Here is a 14,795-nt window from a genome sequence, read left to right on the forward strand (position 1 = left end):
AACATACGTTCGCGCTGAGCTTGTCGAAGCGCAGCCGCCAGCGGCCATCCTCCTCGCAGCCGGTCGTCCTGATTTCATCGCCAAACGCCGCGATGCGTCGGGCGAAAGCTGGATCGCCTCGGGCGGGCGCGGCTTCATGCTCGATCCCGCATCGCCGCTGGCGCGGGCCGAGTTCCTCGTGATCGGCGACGCGCAGGGGCAGGCGAAGGGCGCGCGCATCACTTCGGCTATCGCTCTGGAACAGGCCGATCTCGAACGCTGGCTGGGCGACCGGATCGAGAAACGGTCCGTCTTGCGCTGGAAACAGGACCGCGTCGAAGCGCGGCTTGAAAAGCGGCTGGGCGCGATCACGCTGGCGAGCGGTCCCGATCCCTCACCGGACAGCGCGGCGCTTGTGGATATCCTTGTGGGCAAGGCTCTGGAAAACCCGGCAAAACTGATGCCGACGGAGTTGCAGGCGCGCGCCGCCTTCATCGGGCTGGATGCGTTCTCGCCCGAGAACTTGGCCGAAACCGCCGATCTCTGGCTAGCCCCGCTTCTGGAAGGTCGGCGCGATCTGGACCTTCCCAAGGGCCGACTGGTCGATGCCCTGCTCGGTTTGCTCGACTGGAACGACCGGCAGCGGCTGGACAGCGAGGCGCCGCGCGAGTTCACCTCGCCCGCCGGCACCACGCACCGGATCGACTACACCGGCGACGACGCGCCCAGCGCGGAGGTGCGCGTGCAGGCGCTTTTCGGCCTCGAACGCCACCCGATGATCGGCCGCACGCCGCTGCTCCTGAAACTCACCAGCCCCGCCGGTCGCCCGATCCAGTCCACCCGCGACCTGCCCGGATTCTGGCGCGGCAGCTGGGACGATGTGCGCAAGGACATGAAGGGCCGCTACCCCAAGCATCGCTGGCCCGAGGAACCATGGGCGGAAAAGCCCAGTTTGAAGACCAAGAACGCCTTTTCAAAATCCGGCGGCTGAATTACAGGGTCCTCATTATGGCAGCACGTATCTACCAGCGACCGCAGAGCGCGATGCAATCGGGCAAGGCCCGTACCGACGAGTGGGTGCTCGAATTCGAACAGTCCGAAGCCCGCCAGGCAGACCCGCTGATGGGCTGGACGGGCAGCGGCGATACGCAGGCGCAGGTTCAGCTCAATTTCCCGAGCAAGGACGAGGCCAAGGCCTATGCCGAGAAATACGGCATCGCCGCCCGCGTCCACGCCACGCCGCCGCACAGCCTGAAGCTGCAGGCTTACGCGGATAATTTTAGGTAATCGGGCCCGCGTAAAATGCGGTGTTGAAATCTGGGCCAACCGCCGCCATATGGCGCGCCGGGAGTCGGGTGGACGTTTGCGTTCGCTCACCGGGTCAGGTCCGGAAGGAAGCAGCCCAGGTGAATTGCGGCGGGTCGCTCGGCTCCTTTATTTTCCCACACCCTTCATGACATTCGGCGCGTCTGCGCCTAACTCATAGCGCATGGGTGATTCACCGGAAAATACCGACGGTCTGCCGTGGGAGACTGACGTCGAGGACGACGCGCCGAGCGCTGCCGAACTGGAGGCGGCGGGGCAGGACTCGATGTTCGGCGATACGCCGGAGCCTCAGGCCGCACCTGCGCCCGAGCCAGCGCCGACACCCGCGCCCGCATCGGTGGAACCGTCAGCTGCTGCAATTCAGACGCAGGAGAGCGCCGAACCCGCGCAGCCCTACCGCGTCCTTGCACGCAAGTACCGACCGCAGACCTTTGCCGAGTTGATCGGGCAGGACGCGATGGTCCGCACGCTGGCCAACGCCATCGCGCGCGACCGGCTGGCCCATGCCTTTCTGATGACCGGCGTGCGCGGGGTGGGGAAGACCTCGACCGCGCGTCTGATCGCCAAGGCGCTCAATTGCATCGGCCCCGATGGCGAGGGCGGTCCGACGATCAGCCCCTGCGGCGTGTGCGAGCCCTGCACGGCCATCGCCGAAGGACGCCATATCGACGTCATCGAGATGGACGCTGCCAGCCATACGGGTGTCGACGATGTGCGCGAAATCATCGAGGCCGTGCGTTATGCCGCGGTTTCGGCGCGCTACAAGATCTACATCATCGACGAGGTCCACATGCTCTCGCGCAACGCCTTCAACGCGTTGCTCAAGACGCTGGAAGAACCGCCGGCGCATGTGAAATTCCTCTTCGCGACGACCGAGGTCGACAAGCTTCCGGTCACCGTCCTCAGCCGCACGCAGCGTTTCGACCTGCGCCGTATCCCGGTCGAACTGCTCGAAGCGCATTTCGCGGAAATCTGCCGCAAGGAAGGTGTCGAGGCCGAGGACGAGGCGCTCCACATCGCCGCCAACGCCGCCGAAGGTTCGGTGCGCGATGGTCTCTCCATCCTCGACCAGGCGATCGCCCATGCCGACATGGATACGGGCGGCAAGGTCACTGCCGATCGCGTGCGCGACATGCTGGGCCTTGCCGATCGCGGGGCGCAGCGGCGCCTGTTCGCCCATATTCTCGATGGCGATGCTAAAGCCGCGCTGGCAGCCGTGGACGACCAATACGCACTGGGTGTCGAGCCGCTTGCGCTGATGCGCAGCCTGATGGACCTCACCCACCGCATCGCGCTGACGCAGGTGTCGGGCAGCGAGGCGGAAGCGACCACAGCCGAGGAACGCGACCAGCTGACAGAATGGTCAAAGCGCCTCGAAGTCGGGCAGGTGCATCGCCTGTGGCAATTGCTGCTCAAGGGACACGAGGAGGTCCGCCACGCGCCCGATCCACTGGTTTCGGCGCGCATGGCGTTGCTCCGCGTGCTGCATGCTGCGGGAATGCCCGATCCGGGCAAGCTGGCGAAGCAGTTGGAAGAGCTGGCCGCACGTGGCCCCGCTCCGGCGGCGAGTGCGGGCGAGGGCGGGGCCGGCGCTCCGACAGCCGCGCTCGACTGGGAAGAGCTGATCGAGAAGGTTTCCGCCGCGGGCAAGTTGCAGGCGGAGAGCATCATGCGCCTCCAAATCCGCCCGATCAGCGTGGAGATGGGCAAGCTCGTCTACACTCGCGATGCGAAGTATGGCGACGCGATCGAGCCAGTGCTGAAGGACGCGCTCTACGCCGTCACCGAGACGCGCTGGCAGTTGGAAACCGGCGATCCTGCGCTTGCCACGCCCTCGCTCGAAGAGCAGCGGCAGGCCAAGGCGGAAGCGGCTAAGGCTGCCATGAAAGAGCATCCGATGGTGAAAGCGGTTGAAGCTGCGTTCCCCGATGCCGAAATGATAGAAGACCGCGCCGACGTTCCCCCGATGCAGCGCGAGGTTCCCTGGAACCGCAGAGCATAAGGACGACCGAGATGAAATCGATGGAAGAAATGATCGCCGCCGCCCAGAAGGCCGCCGAGACGATCCAGACGCAGATGAACGAAGCGCAGGCCAAGCTCGACACGATCGAGGTCGAAGGCGCTGCCGGTGGCGGCCTCGTCAAGGTCCGCGCCACCGCCCGTGGCCGTATCATCGGGGTCGAGATCGACGAAAGCCTGATGAAGCCGGAAGAAAAGCAGATGGTCGAAGATCTCGTCGCCGCCGCCTTCAACGATGCGCGCGACAAGGCGGATCGCAAGTCGGCCGAGGAAATGCAGGCGATCCAGGGCGGCATGGGCCTGCCTCCGGGCATGAACATCCCGGGTCTTGGCTAAGCCTGTCCTACAAGCCATTACGCCTGCTATCGCAGGGGCAATGGCGGGACATGACGACACAGGGAAAGGGCCGCGCGAGCAATCGCTGCGGCCCTTTTGGCGTCCTGCGCGTTTTTTCTTCAGGACCGTGTTCCAAGCGCTCCATCCTTCAGCTACGCACGGCTGAAGCTGAACGGCTGGCGCTGTGCACAGCTAAGCGGGAACACGGCGTTGCGAAGCGGCTCATCGCTACCCATATTCGGTAGCAACCCACGGCGCGCCTGTGCGCCGCAGATGGATAGCCTAATATGACCGAGACCTTTCCCCTCCTTCCCCTGCGCGACATTGTCGTTTTCCCCGGCATGGTGGTCCCGCTCTTCGTGGGCCGCGACAAGTCGGTGGCGGCGCTGGAAGTCGCGATGGAAGGATCGAAGGACATCTTCCTCCTCTCGCAGCTCGATCCGGGCTGTGACGATCCGGAGGGCCGCGATCTGTACGACACCGGCGTCATCGCGCAGGTGCTGCAGCTGCTGAAGCTTCCTGATGGCACGGTCCGCGTGCTGGTCGAAGGGCAGGCGCGTGCCAAGCTGCATGAACTGCGTACCGTCGGCGACTATGTCGCTGCTGACGTGACCGAGATCGAGGAGCCGACTGCATCGGGGACCGAGATCAGCGCCATGATGCGCCAGGTGGTCGAACAGTTCGGCGAATACGCCAAGCTCAACAAGAAGATCGGCGAAGATGCCGCCGAACAGCTCGCTGAAGTCGACGATGCTGGCGATCTGGCCGATACAATTGCCGCTGCCATCCAGGCCAAGGTCTCCGACAAGCAGTCGCTGCTGGTCGAACCCGACCCGTTGAAGCGCCTAGAGATGGTCATGTCCTTCATGGAAGGCGAGCTGTCGGTGCTGCAGGTGGAGCGCCGCATCCGCGGCCGCGTGAAGCGGCAGATGGAAAAGACGCAGCGCGAATACTACCTCAACGAGCAGCTCAAGGCGATCCAGAATGAGCTGGGCGACGGCGACGAGGATGGCGGCAACGAGATCGCCGAACTGACCGAGAAGATCGGCAAGACCAAGCTTTCCAAGGAAGCGCGCGCCAAGGCGGAAGGCGAGCTAAAGAAGCTCAAGGCCATGCAGCCGATGAGCGCCGAGGCGACCGTCATCCGCAACTATCTCGACGTGCTCCTCGGCCTGCCCTGGGGCAAGAAGAGCAAGGTCAAGAAGGACATCGGCAAGGCGCAGGAGATCCTCGATGCGGATCACTACGCGCTGGAGAAGGTCAAGGACCGCATCATCGAATACCTCGCCGTGCAGGCGCGCACCAACAAGCTGAAAGGCCCGATCCTGTGCCTCGTCGGCCCTCCCGGTGTCGGCAAGACCTCGCTTGGGAAGAGCATCGCCAAGGCGACGGGCCGCGAGTTCATCCGCCAGTCGCTGGGCGGCGTGCGCGACGAAGCCGAAATCCGCGGTCACCGCCGCACATATATCGGCTCGCTTCCGGGCAAGATCGTCACCAACCTCAAGAAGGCGGGCAAAAACAACCCGCTCTTCCTGCTCGACGAGATCGACAAGCTCGGTCAGGATTTCCGTGGAGACCCGGCCTCGGCGCTGCTCGAAGTGCTCGATCCGGAACAGAATTCGAAGTTCCAGGACCATTACCTCGAACTCGACCTCGACCTGTCGGACATCATGTTCGTCACCACGGCGAACAGCCTCAACCTGCCGCAGCCGCTGCTCGACCGCATGGAGATCATCCGTCTCGAGGGCTACAGCGAAGACGAGAAGGTCGAGATTGCCCAGCGTCACCTCCTCCGCAAGCAGGTGAAGGACCACGGCCTGAAAGACAGTGAATTCGAGCTGACCGAAGAGGGCCTGCGCGACCTCATCCGTTACTACACCCGCGAGGCGGGCGTCCGCACGCTCGAGCGCGAACTAGCGCGGTTGGCCCGCAAGAGCCTGCGCAAGATTCTCGAGGGCAAGGCCGAAAGCGTGCGTATCACGCCTGACAATCTTTCCGAGTTCGCAGGCGTGCGCAAATTCAAGCATGGCATGGGCGAGGAAGAGGCGCAGGTCGGCGCGGTTACCGGTCTCGCCTGGACCGAGGTGGGCGGCGAACTGCTGACCATCGAAAGCGTCACCACGCCGGGCAAGGGCGAGATCAAGACCACCGGCAAGCTCGGCGAAGTGATGAACGAAAGCGTTGCCGCAGCCTTCAGCTTCGTGAAGGCGCGTGCCCCGCATTACGGTATCAAGCCAAGCATCTTCCAGCGCAAGAACATCCACATCCACCTTCCCGAAGGGGCAGTGCCCAAGGATGGCCCGAGCGCCGGTATCGGCATGGTGACTTCGATCGTTTCCACGCTGTCGGGCGTTGCGGTCCGGCCAGACGTAGCAATGACGGGTGAGGTCACCTTGCGCGGCCGTGTGCTGCCGATTGGTGGTCTGAAGGAAAAGCTGCTCGCAGCACTGCGCGGTGGCATCAAGAAAGTGCTCATTCCAGAAGAAAACGTGAAGGATCTGGCCGAGATTCCCGACAACGTGAAGGAAGGGCTGGAGATTGTAGCCGTGTCCCACGTCGATGAAGTGCTCGAACACGCGCTGACTTCGCTGCTGACTGCGATCGAATGGACCGAGGCGGACGATTTGGCGAGCCAGCCGGGGCCGGCCCATGGCGGCGCTTCGCCCACCGCGCATTAACAAATGATCTGTTGCGCCGCAGCGAACTGTATCGTTGCGGCACAGCATTTTCTCCGTTCGCCGCAAAATCGCGATTTCAAGCTTAGAAAGGGCTGATTTTCGCGGAATTTGCCTTTGACACGCGCGAGAAAAGCCTCTCAATTCGCTGCTCCCCGGTTGAACCGATTCACCGGACCACAATCAAAACTCGAATGAGGGGGTTCTAAAGAGAATGAACAAGAACGATCTGATTGGTGCAGTTGCAGAAGCGAGCGGCCTTTCGAAGAGCGACGCATCGAGCGCCGTCGAAGGCGTGTTCGACGCAATCACCAAGTCGCTGTCGAAGGGCGACGAAGTTCGCCTCGTCGGCTTCGGCACCTTCTCGGTCGCCAAGCGCAAGGCCTCGACCGGCCGCAACCCGCGCACCGGCGAACCGATGAACATCCCCGCTTCGAACCAGCCGAAGTTCAAGGCCGGCAAGGGTCTCAAGGACGCCGTCAACTAAGACGCGCCTCGAAAGCACAAGGAAACGCCGCAGCCACCTAAGGGTGACTGCGGCGTTTTTACTTTCCTACAGGGTTTGCTCTGGACTAGTCGAACGCGATCAGGGCCGTCGGGGCCTGTTCGGTGCGCGGGTTGATGTCCCACACCAGAGACTGTCCGTGCGCGTGGGGCCGCGGCCCCTCGTCGGTGTTGTTGGCGAGGATGCGGCCGTCGGTGACGATGGTGAAGGTCCCTTCGGGCACGACGATCTTGCCTATCTCCTCGCCGTCCTTGCCGGACATCTGCGCGAGGCCGGCCATCCCGGCCATCATACCCTGCATCGGATTTCCGCCCCCTTGCGCGGCGAAGCCCGGCGCATCGACGCGCAACTGGTTCTCGTCGCGCAGCATCACGGTGACGAACATGTTCGCCATCGGCATCTTTTCGATCATGGGGAAGGCGAAATCGTGGCTCATCCTTCCCGAAATGCGGAAGTCGACGTCGAACAGTCCATCGCCGAGATAGGTCACGTCTTCCCAACCGCGCTGGCGTTCGAGCTTCTCGGCCAGTTCTTGCGCCGCTTCGGGATTGGACGGATCAATTCCGCCCAGCATGGCCTTCATTTCCTCGGCCTTCTTCCTGCGTTCCGCCTCGCGCGCGCTAGCCCTGGCATCCCATTCGGCGCGCTGCTCGTTCACCTCGGCAAGCGTGCATTCGCGCGTTTCGAAATCCTCGTCATAGCACTCGGCCTCGAAGGTTTCTTCCTTGCCCATTTCCGCCAGTTTCGACAGCGCGAGCATCTGTATCTCGCCGTCGTAGCTGTAGGAAAAGCTGCCATCCTTCATGACGTGCAGCTCGCTGGTAAAAGCACCCGGCGTCAGCAAACAGCCGGAAAGGGCCAGCGTGCTCGCCGCAACGAGACTGGCTGCGCGCAGTTTCATCGGCATCTTGGTCACTTAGAATTTCCCCCAGTTCAATCTTCAGCCGCGCGTGGCAGCCGCATAAAGCGCGATCGCAGCCGCGTTAGACACGTTAAGGCTTTCGATTTCGTTAGAAATGGGCAGCTTGGCGAGGGCATCGCAATGCGTCTCGATATTTTGCCGCATGCCTTCGCCTTCCGCGCCGAGCACAATCGCAACAGGTCCCGCGGGGAGGGCCTCTGCAAAAGTGGTGTCGGTATGGCCAGTGAGGCCGATGCGCCAATATCCGGCCTCGGCCATCTCCTCCATCGCACGGGCGAGATTGACTACCCGGATCCACGGGAGCGTCTCGAGCGCGCCCGATGCAGACTTGCCGATTACGCCACCTTCGGGCGGAGCGTGGCGATCCTGCGTGACGAGCGCCGCCGCGTTGAAGGCGACGGCCGAGCGCATGATCGCACCGACATTGTGCGGATCGGTAACCTGGTCGAGCACGATGATGGGGCGCGCCGGATCGCCGTCGAGCACTTCATCGAGGAACCGGTCCTCCAGCGCCGCGCATTCGAGGACCAGACCCTGGTGCGGCGCATCCTTGGCGACGAGGCGCGCGAGGTCCTGCACATCGGCGTACTCCACAGGGAAATCGGGCGGCAGCTCGCCGTCGAGCGAAGCCACGCCTTCGCGCGTCGCCCACAGCTTGCGATGCTGCCGGTCGGGGTTCTTGAGCGCCGCCTCGACCGCGTGGCGGCCCCAAAGGCGCACGTGGCCCGCGCTGGCCCGGCCACTGCCGCGTCCGCCCTTCATGCGGCCGGCGCGGCCTCTCAATGCGCGTTTGCGTTCGCCTTTTACCATGCTTTTCGTCCTGTATCCGAGATTGCGAGGCGCTCCTGCCAGCGAGGGCATTGACACGCAAGCGCCGCTTCGCCAAAGGGGCGCCTCTCGGCAGGGGATACCTAGCGAATCCCCGCACTTCAGCTCGAACTTTCGGGCCAGATGGCGAACTGGTGTGGACAGGTGGCCGAGTGGTTAAAGGCAGCAGACTGTAAATCTGCCCGCGCAAGCGTACGCTGGTTCGAATCCAGCCCTGTCCACCACCCGCCAAATTTCGATCGTCGTGAACTGGCGGCCAGCCAAGGTTGGATGCCGCTGTTCTCGCCTAGGCTTGTCTGTCCTCCGTCTCGCTCTCCAGCACCGCCGCCATCGGTGTCGTGCGCGGAAGGCTCTGGAACGTTTGCTGGTCTTCCGACGGGACCGAGGCGCGCGCAAAGCTGCGCCAGATACCGAAGATACCGCCGGCAAGTGACAGGCCACCGATAACCAGGAACAGGCCCTGTGGTCCGAGAGTCCCCATCCCGCCCGAGCCGATGAGCGGCCCTGCCACGGCGCCCGCCGAATAGGTGAGCACGAGTCCACCGCTTGCGCCGATCCGTTCCTCTTCCGCGAGGTGGTCGTTCGAATGGGCGACGCAAAGCGGATAGAGGGCGAAGGCGAAGCCGCCGAAGAGGCAGCCCAAGGCAATGGTCGTCAGCGGTGGAAGCACCGCGAGAGCGAGGGGGGTCGATATCGCGGCCACGGCGAGAAAGCAGCTGATCACCACCAGACGACGGTCGAACCGGTCCGAGAGGATGCCGAGCGGATATTGCAGCACCACGCCGCCGGCGATAACCAGCGAGGTGAAAAGCGCGACCTGCGACAGTCCCATGCCGATGCGCTGGATGTAAACCGCGCCAAGACCATAGAACGCTCCGAGCATCGTTCCCGTCACCAGGGTGCCCACAATTCCGAGCGGCGAAACCCGGTAGAGGCGGCGGAGCGAGAAGGGCGCAATGGCTTCCATCCGCGGTTGTTCCATGCGGGTGAGCAGGACGGGCAGTAGGGCGATCGAGAGCAGGATTGCTGATACCATGAAGGGCAATGCGGGCGCGCGGTCGCCGAGATTGAGCAAGAACTGGCCCGCAGCCTGCCCGCAATAAAGGGCGATCATATAGGCGGCGAGAACGGCGCTGCGGTTCTTCGGGTTTGCTTGCTGGTTGAGCCAACTCTCGAGGCAGACGAACACGCCCGCCATGACGAAGCCGTCGATAAAGCGCAGTATGATCCAAACACTGGGGTCGTCGAGGATCGCGTAGGTGAGGCTGCTGGCCGAATAGATGGTCACGAAAGCGGCAAAGGCGCGGATATGGCCGATCCGGGCGATAATCCGAACCGCCCGCAGGGAGCCCAGCATCAATCCGCCGAAATAGCTGGTCGCAACCAGGCCGATAATGCCGGCCGGAACGCCCAACAGTTCGAGCCGGATTGCGATCAGGGTCGACAGGAACCCGCCTCCTGCCATCAGCACGAAGATCGCCAGTAGCAGGGCGCGCACGGGATAGGCGGAAGACATCATGACGCTCCGCCGTATGCGTGGCGGGGTCGCTCTTCAAGACAAGTCTTGGACTGGACAGAAAGGCGAACTCAGCCCGTCTCTGCCTGGCCCTTGATCGCCCCTGTGTCCTTGACCGCATTCCTCGACGGTCTGGCGAGGAAACCCCAAACAACCTTGGCTGGGGTTCCAAGCGCCCACAGGAACGCCCAGACGAAGGCGATCGCGGCGCCCATGTTGAGGTCGGTCCAGTTCATCAAGGGGCGATGGAGGACGTAAAGCGGATAGGACATCCCGCCGAGAATGACCGCCGGCTGCACGAAACCCTTCGGCATTTCCTTCAGGCTGAGGATGACTACCAAGGGGAACAGCACAAGGATTGCGAAATGCGGGAAAGTGCCCCCTACCATGATCGCCACGGGCAACAAGGCGACACCGAGCAGGGGTGAGATCGACAGCGTGCGCTCTCCCCACAGGCGATAGAGCAGAATGCCTTGGATATAGGGCACGAGCGTGCGCAACATGGTGGCGGGGAAGCGGTCGAAATATACCCCTGCCTCGATCCCGATCGTCGCGACCATGTAGAACCACGCGGCAAGCAGGACGAGCCAGAGCCACACCAGCGTGCGCGTGCTCATCTTCCCGAGGACGAGCACATGCAGCAGGTTGGCGGCGAGTTCGAAGAAAAGGGACCAACCCGGGCCATTGACCGCAAAGGCATGGGTGAAGAAGGGGTTGGGCAGGAACAGCATCGCCAGCGCGAAGGCCGCGAACACCTGCAGGGTCGGTTCCTTCGTCAGCAGATAGGCTCCGCCGACAAGGCATCCGATGAAGAAAGGGAAGATCAGGCGCTTGTACCGCCTTCTCATGAAGCCGAGGGCGCCGAGCGTCGATATGCGGGCTTCATAGGTGCGCGTCAGGATGTAGCCCGACAGGAGGAAGAACAGGTCGACCGCAAACAGCCCCGTCTTCGACCAGTTCATGTGGTAGAGGACGACGATGATCGCGGCGAGACCGCGCAGCGCGTCCAGGCCATGAAGCCGGTTGATATTGCCCCCGCTATTCGACATCGGTTCCCTGCTGACGATTATTCCATCGCCCTCCATGACACAGTACGGTTAACGCGCACTTATGAAAGACCTCGTTTTCATCGCTTCGGGCGGCCGTACTGGGACAAATCTCTTCGGCAACGGCCTTAAGGGCGTGATCGAGGACTGCTGGTCCCAGCACGAGCCGGACAATTTCGTCCTCAAGCGAGGGCACCCGACGCACGAGCGGATCGCCGACTTCGGGCTGGCGCATATGACGTTGGGCAAGCTCAAGTCGGGCCTGCGGGTGATCGGAACGCGCTATCTGAACGGGGCGGACAAGGCCGAGACCATTGCGGCGCTGCGCGTCATTCGCGCAAATTACCACTCTCGACGTCCTGAAGGACTGATCGTGGAGAGCTATTCGCAATGGTGGATGGTGGCCGATATCATCGACGAGATCTGGCCGGGCGCCCGTATGGTCGGCGTAGTTCGCGATCCGCGGGACTGGATTGCCAGCTGGCTGTCGCACGACCCCAGCCGGCGTAAGGGCTGGGAGCCAATGGCACGCTCCGTCCGCTGCGAAGGCTGGGGATCGATGAGCCAGGTCGAGCGGCTAGCGTGGGAATGGAATCGCATCGCCACCGTGCTGCTCGACAACGAGGGGCCGGGCGTCCGTACCTATCGCTTCGAGGACCTCATGTTCGAGCCCGAGGCGAAGGCGCTCGAGGACATGGTCCGGTTCATCGCCAAGGGACGCAATTACGGCGAGGTGTCCAAACTGCGGAATGCCCGCGTCAACAGCTCCGGGGCGCGCCAGTGGACCGAATACGGCCCGCAATTCGCGCAGATCGTGGACCGCTACGCCGGGGAAACGATGGAGCGCCTCGGCTATGACCGTCAGGTGACGGCCACCGGTAGGGCGAACTGAGACGCCACGACGTCACTCGGCGGTTTCGGGCGCTCCCGTTGCTGCCAGGGTAAAAATCCCGCTCGCGAGCGCGGCCATCAGCAGGCTGATAAGGCGGTTGAGGCCCACGGCAATGAACGCGGCCGCGGGAACGGTCGAGGTGGCTTGCGACAGGATCGCGGCAAACGCTTCGCTGATCCCGAGACCGGCGGGTGCAATCGATGAGGCGGAGCCCGCGATCGAGGCGAAGGCGAATACCAGCGTCTCGTCGAAGCCGACAGCCAGTTGCAGCGCTGCGAACGCGAAAAAGAGCCGGACCGCGACAAGCAGCAGTCCGAGAATCCGCAGAACCAAGGAAAGCATGGCTAGCGCGGGTCCCGCGTGCCATGCGAGCCACCCGGTCGCGCCGATCGCGATCACCAGCCCGCCAAGCGCCAGCAGCGCCGGAACCCAGCCCAGCGACAGCAGGCTGAGCCCGGCAGCAATGGCGGCGCAGGCGATCCAGACCAGGGCGTTTGCGAACACATGGCTCGCCGAATGGGTGGTGGTTGCCCCGCCTTTAACGAGCGCCGCGGTGCGCACGATGGCTCCGCCGGGAAGCGGCAGGACCTCGGCCAGCTGCGCAAAGGAAGCGACACGGAAGGCTTGCCCGAAATTCATCTCCACCTCGGCGGCCTTCGCGGTGACGAGCATGTTCGTCGCAGCATAGGCCAGGCCAAGCGGCGCGAGCAGGGCGAGGAGGATGGCGAGGGCCTTGCCGTCGATATCCTGCGGCGCGATGCCGAGGTCGCGGATGGAGATCACGCAGCCGACCACGAACAGCACCAGGCCCGCAAGAAGCAGGGGCATGCGCCATCTTCGGCGGCGTTCCGCCAATGCTCGCAAGCTGGCGGTGAAGCTGGAGATGCGGTCGCTCATGCCCCGTTCGCCTCAAGATAGACCTCGTAGGTTTGCCGCGCGACGCGATCCCACGAATAGGCGCTACGGGCCGTGTCGTGCGCTTTCGCGATGAAGGCGGCGCGCTGTTGCGGGAACCACCCGGCGATAGAGGCAATGGTTTCGCTCCAAGCGGCGGCATCGCCAGAGGTGACAAGCATGCCTGTTTCGCCGTCGATCACCGCGTCGAGCAGCCCGTCGCATTTCGCCGCCACTACGACGCCTCCCGATACGGCAGCTTCCGGGGCGACGAGGCCGAAACCTTCGTACTCGCCCGAGGGCAGGGCAATATTGGGCACGATCACGCAAAGCGCGTCGCGATAGGCTTCCGCCAGCACCTGCTGGTCGAGCGGCCCGAGGAAACGCACCCGCCGATCGCTGAGCGCGGCATTTTCGGAAGCGTCCCATTTCGTCCCCGCGACATCGAGTTCGATGTCTCCCGGCAAGAGCGGAAGCACTTCGCGGATGAACCAGCCGCACCCTTTGCGTTCGACGAGGCGGCCGGCGAAGAGCACACGGCCGTTATGGTTTCCGGTCGCCTTGCCCGAGGGCAGGTCGGTCGCCAGCGGCACTACGCGCGCGGTTGCCCAGCCGGTTTCGGCCGAAGCCGCTCGCGTCGCGGCGCTGTTTGCAATGACCTCGGCGTTTCTGAGCAGGGCAGAGCCAAGCTTGAGATAGGCTCCGTAGAGTCTGCCCTTAAGCCCCTTCCGCCGATGGAAGGCCACGTCGGTTCCATGGGCGGAAAGGACCACGCGCGGCTTGCGCGGTGACAGCCGGGCGACCAAGCCGAATGGCCACAGCGCCATGTCGCCCAGGTGCAGGATATCGGGAGCCGAGGCGCGCGACGTCCAGTGCCGGGAAAAGGTGAAAGGAAAGCGGGCGAGTTTCAGGGCGCTGGGAGGGGACCCGTCTGCGCGCCCCGGAAGGGAGACGATGTCGACCTCGGCGTGTTCGGCCAATTCTTCCGTCAATCGATGCGAATAGGTCTCCATGCCCCCGATCGCGGGTGCCCATTTGCGGGTCACGAAACAGACCGAAAGCCGGGGCGTATCCGTCCTGTCCACGAATCAGCCGCGCGAGGAGATGGAGGAGCCCACTAGCGGGCCGCCTTGGTGCAGACGAAGATCAGCGTGGGCATGGCTCCGGATAGCGACCGGACCAGACCCTTGGGCGCTTTGCCGAGGACGTTGCCCGCCGCGCCGCTGATTTCGTGGTCTGCAACCCAGAAATAGGCATCGGCGGTGACCTCGCGGGTGGTTTCGAAGTGCTTCGCCAGGAACGCGGCCAGTTCGCCGCGCGTGAAGGGGAAGCAATCGTAGAAAGTGTGGCGGCCGAGCTTGCTAACCAGCACGTTCGAAACGCCGCGCGGGAGCGCGCCGAGCAGCGGCAGCTTGTAATGCGGTTCGATCAGCGCCCACTTGTTCGGCACCGCGAGGTAAAGCTTGCCCCCCGGACGTAGGCACCGGCGAATTTCGGCAAGAAGGATAGCCTGTTCAGGGCGATCCCCAACGTGTTCGATCACGTGATTGAAGATGATCGCGTCGAAGGCCTCATCCTCGAAGGGTAGCGAGAGGTCTTCCAGCCTTGCCGGTTCGAGGCCATCGACGGCAAAGGCGCTGGTGTCGCGGTCGGCAGCGGTCACCACAGCGCCCTGGGATACGAGATATTCGGCGATCACGCCGGCACCTGTCCCCAGGTCGAGAACGCTCTTGCCCGCGAGGTCCATGCCGAGCAGATCGACGATCTTTCGCGCCTTGCGCAAGCGTTTGCCGCGTTCGGAGGCAACGTGACCCTTTACCTCGATATCTTCGCGACCGGATTGCTGTTCCATGCTCG

General features: G+C 63.6%; 14 protein-coding genes, 1 tRNA gene and 1 other RNA gene. 9 read left to right on the plus strand and 7 right to left on the minus strand.

The window, feature by feature from the left end; all coding sequences use genetic code 11:
* The 7 genes from ED21_RS12915 to ED21_RS12940 form a co-directional block, all read left to right on the plus strand.
* Positions 1-970: ATP-dependent helicase C-terminal domain-containing protein (locus ED21_RS12915; protein ID WP_006834369.1), on the plus strand; the 970-nt coding region annotated here is incomplete at its 5' end.
* Between the two features lie 17 nt (positions 971-987).
* Positions 988-1,266 (plus strand): ETC complex I subunit, encoded by a 279-nt coding sequence (locus ED21_RS12920; RefSeq protein WP_006834370.1) that lies wholly within the window; start codon positions 988-990, stop codon positions 1,264-1,266.
* A gap of 57 nt (positions 1,267-1,323) precedes the next feature.
* An RNA gene (gene ffs / locus ED21_RS15240) (signal recognition particle sRNA small type) lies at positions 1,324-1,418 on the plus strand.
* A 50-nt stretch (positions 1,419-1,468) separates the two neighbouring features.
* The gene (locus ED21_RS12925; RefSeq protein ID WP_006834371.1) at positions 1,469-3,307 is read left to right on the plus strand and encodes a DNA polymerase III subunit gamma/tau; all 1,839 of its coding nucleotides are present in this window, start codon (positions 1,469-1,471) and stop codon (positions 3,305-3,307) included.
* A gap of 11 nt (positions 3,308-3,318) precedes the next feature.
* The gene (locus ED21_RS12930; protein WP_006834372.1) at positions 3,319-3,660 is read left to right on the plus strand and encodes a YbaB/EbfC family nucleoid-associated protein; all 342 of its coding nucleotides are present in this window, start codon (positions 3,319-3,321) and stop codon (positions 3,658-3,660) included.
* A gap of 287 nt (positions 3,661-3,947) precedes the next feature.
* Positions 3,948-6,338, plus strand: coding sequence for an endopeptidase La (gene lon, locus ED21_RS12935; RefSeq protein ID WP_006834373.1), 2,391 nt, complete (start codon positions 3,948-3,950; stop codon positions 6,336-6,338).
* A gap of 211 nt (positions 6,339-6,549) precedes the next feature.
* The gene (locus ED21_RS12940) at positions 6,550-6,822 is read left to right on the plus strand and encodes an HU family DNA-binding protein (protein WP_006834374.1); all 273 of its coding nucleotides are present in this window, start codon (positions 6,550-6,552) and stop codon (positions 6,820-6,822) included.
* An 85-nt stretch (positions 6,823-6,907) separates the two neighbouring features.
* Here ED21_RS12940 and ED21_RS12945 read toward each other — a convergent pair whose 3' ends face one another.
* Together ED21_RS12945 and rlmB are read right to left on the minus strand one after the other, a co-directional pair.
* Positions 6,908-7,747 carry a hypothetical protein gene (locus tag ED21_RS12945; RefSeq protein WP_156787483.1) on the minus strand — a complete coding sequence of 280 codons (840 nt, stop codon included), beginning with the start codon at positions 7,745-7,747 and terminating at the stop codon, positions 6,908-6,910.
* Between the two features lie 33 nt (positions 7,748-7,780).
* Positions 7,781-8,572 (minus strand): 23S rRNA (guanosine(2251)-2'-O)-methyltransferase RlmB, encoded by a 792-nt coding sequence (gene rlmB / locus ED21_RS12950; protein ID WP_006834376.1) that lies wholly within the window; start codon positions 8,570-8,572, stop codon positions 7,781-7,783.
* Between the two features lie 156 nt (positions 8,573-8,728).
* Between rlmB and ED21_RS12955 the strand changes: the two genes are divergently transcribed.
* Positions 8,729-8,814 (plus strand) — tRNA-Tyr (locus ED21_RS12955).
* A 62-nt stretch (positions 8,815-8,876) separates the two neighbouring features.
* Here ED21_RS12955 and ED21_RS12960 read toward each other — a convergent pair.
* Positions 8,877-10,109 (minus strand): MFS transporter, encoded by a 1,233-nt coding sequence (locus tag ED21_RS12960; protein ID WP_006834377.1) that lies wholly within the window; start codon positions 10,107-10,109, stop codon positions 8,877-8,879.
* 68 nt (positions 10,110-10,177) lie between these two features.
* Positions 10,178-11,155, minus strand: coding sequence for an acyltransferase (locus ED21_RS12965; protein ID WP_198005862.1), 978 nt, complete (start codon positions 11,153-11,155; stop codon positions 10,178-10,180).
* A gap of 61 nt (positions 11,156-11,216) precedes the next feature.
* On the opposite strand from ED21_RS12965, the gene ED21_RS12970 reads away from it, so the two are divergent.
* Entirely contained in the window at positions 11,217-12,044 is an 828-nt protein-coding gene (locus tag ED21_RS12970; RefSeq protein ID WP_006834379.1) for a sulfotransferase, read from the plus strand.
* Positions 12,045-12,056: 12 nt separating this feature from the next.
* Here the strand turns inward: ED21_RS12970 and ED21_RS12975 are convergent, their stop codons facing one another.
* From ED21_RS12975 to ED21_RS14870, 3 genes are all read right to left on the minus strand, one after another.
* Positions 12,057-12,941 (minus strand): hypothetical protein, encoded by an 885-nt coding sequence (locus ED21_RS12975; RefSeq protein WP_006834380.1) that lies wholly within the window; start codon positions 12,939-12,941, stop codon positions 12,057-12,059.
* Positions 12,938-13,984, minus strand: coding sequence for a glycosyltransferase family 4 protein (locus ED21_RS12980; protein ID WP_198005863.1), 1,047 nt, complete (start codon positions 13,982-13,984; stop codon positions 12,938-12,940). The genes ED21_RS12975 and ED21_RS12980 overlap by 4 nt, the downstream gene beginning before the upstream one ends.
* Positions 13,985-14,055: 71 nt before the next feature.
* Entirely contained in the window at positions 14,056-14,790 is a 735-nt protein-coding gene (locus ED21_RS14870; RefSeq protein ID WP_083800468.1) for a bifunctional 2-polyprenyl-6-hydroxyphenol methylase/3-demethylubiquinol 3-O-methyltransferase UbiG, read from the minus strand.
* Positions 14,791-14,795 lie beyond the last annotated feature (5 nt).

Source organism: Erythrobacter sp. SD-21 (assembly GCF_000181515.1).
GTDB lineage: Bacteria > Pseudomonadota > Alphaproteobacteria > Sphingomonadales > Sphingomonadaceae > Qipengyuania.

Bases quoted from the DNA above. Each gene is read 5' to 3' on its own strand.
- lon (WP_006834373.1), top strand. From the start codon at position 3,948: ATGACCGAGACCTTTCCCCTCCTTCCCCTGCGCGACATTGTCGTTTTC.
- ED21_RS12945 (WP_156787483.1), bottom strand. From the start codon at position 7,747: ATGCCGATGAAACTGCGCGCAGCCAGTCTCGTTGCGGCGAGCACGCTG.
- ED21_RS12965 (WP_198005862.1), bottom strand. From the start codon at position 11,155: ATGTCGAATAGCGGGGGCAATATCAACCGGCTTCATGGCCTGGACGCG.
- ED21_RS12975 (WP_006834380.1), bottom strand. From the start codon at position 12,941: ATGAGCGACCGCATCTCCAGCTTCACCGCCAGCTTGCGAGCATTGGCG.
- rlmB (WP_006834376.1), bottom strand. From the start codon at position 8,572: ATGGTAAAAGGCGAACGCAAACGCGCATTGAGAGGCCGCGCCGGCCGC.
- ED21_RS14870 (WP_083800468.1), bottom strand. From the start codon at position 14,790: ATGGAACAGCAATCCGGTCGCGAAGATATCGAGGTAAAGGGTCACGTT.
- ED21_RS12920 (WP_006834370.1), top strand. From the start codon at position 988: ATGGCAGCACGTATCTACCAGCGACCGCAGAGCGCGATGCAATCGGGC.
- ED21_RS12930 (WP_006834372.1), top strand. From the start codon at position 3,319: ATGAAATCGATGGAAGAAATGATCGCCGCCGCCCAGAAGGCCGCCGAG.
- ED21_RS12960 (WP_006834377.1), bottom strand. From the start codon at position 10,109: ATGATGTCTTCCGCCTATCCCGTGCGCGCCCTGCTACTGGCGATCTTC.
- ED21_RS12925 (WP_006834371.1), top strand. From the start codon at position 1,469: ATGGGTGATTCACCGGAAAATACCGACGGTCTGCCGTGGGAGACTGAC.
- ED21_RS12940 (WP_006834374.1), top strand. From the start codon at position 6,550: ATGAACAAGAACGATCTGATTGGTGCAGTTGCAGAAGCGAGCGGCCTT.
- ED21_RS12970 (WP_006834379.1), top strand. From the start codon at position 11,217: ATGAAAGACCTCGTTTTCATCGCTTCGGGCGGCCGTACTGGGACAAAT.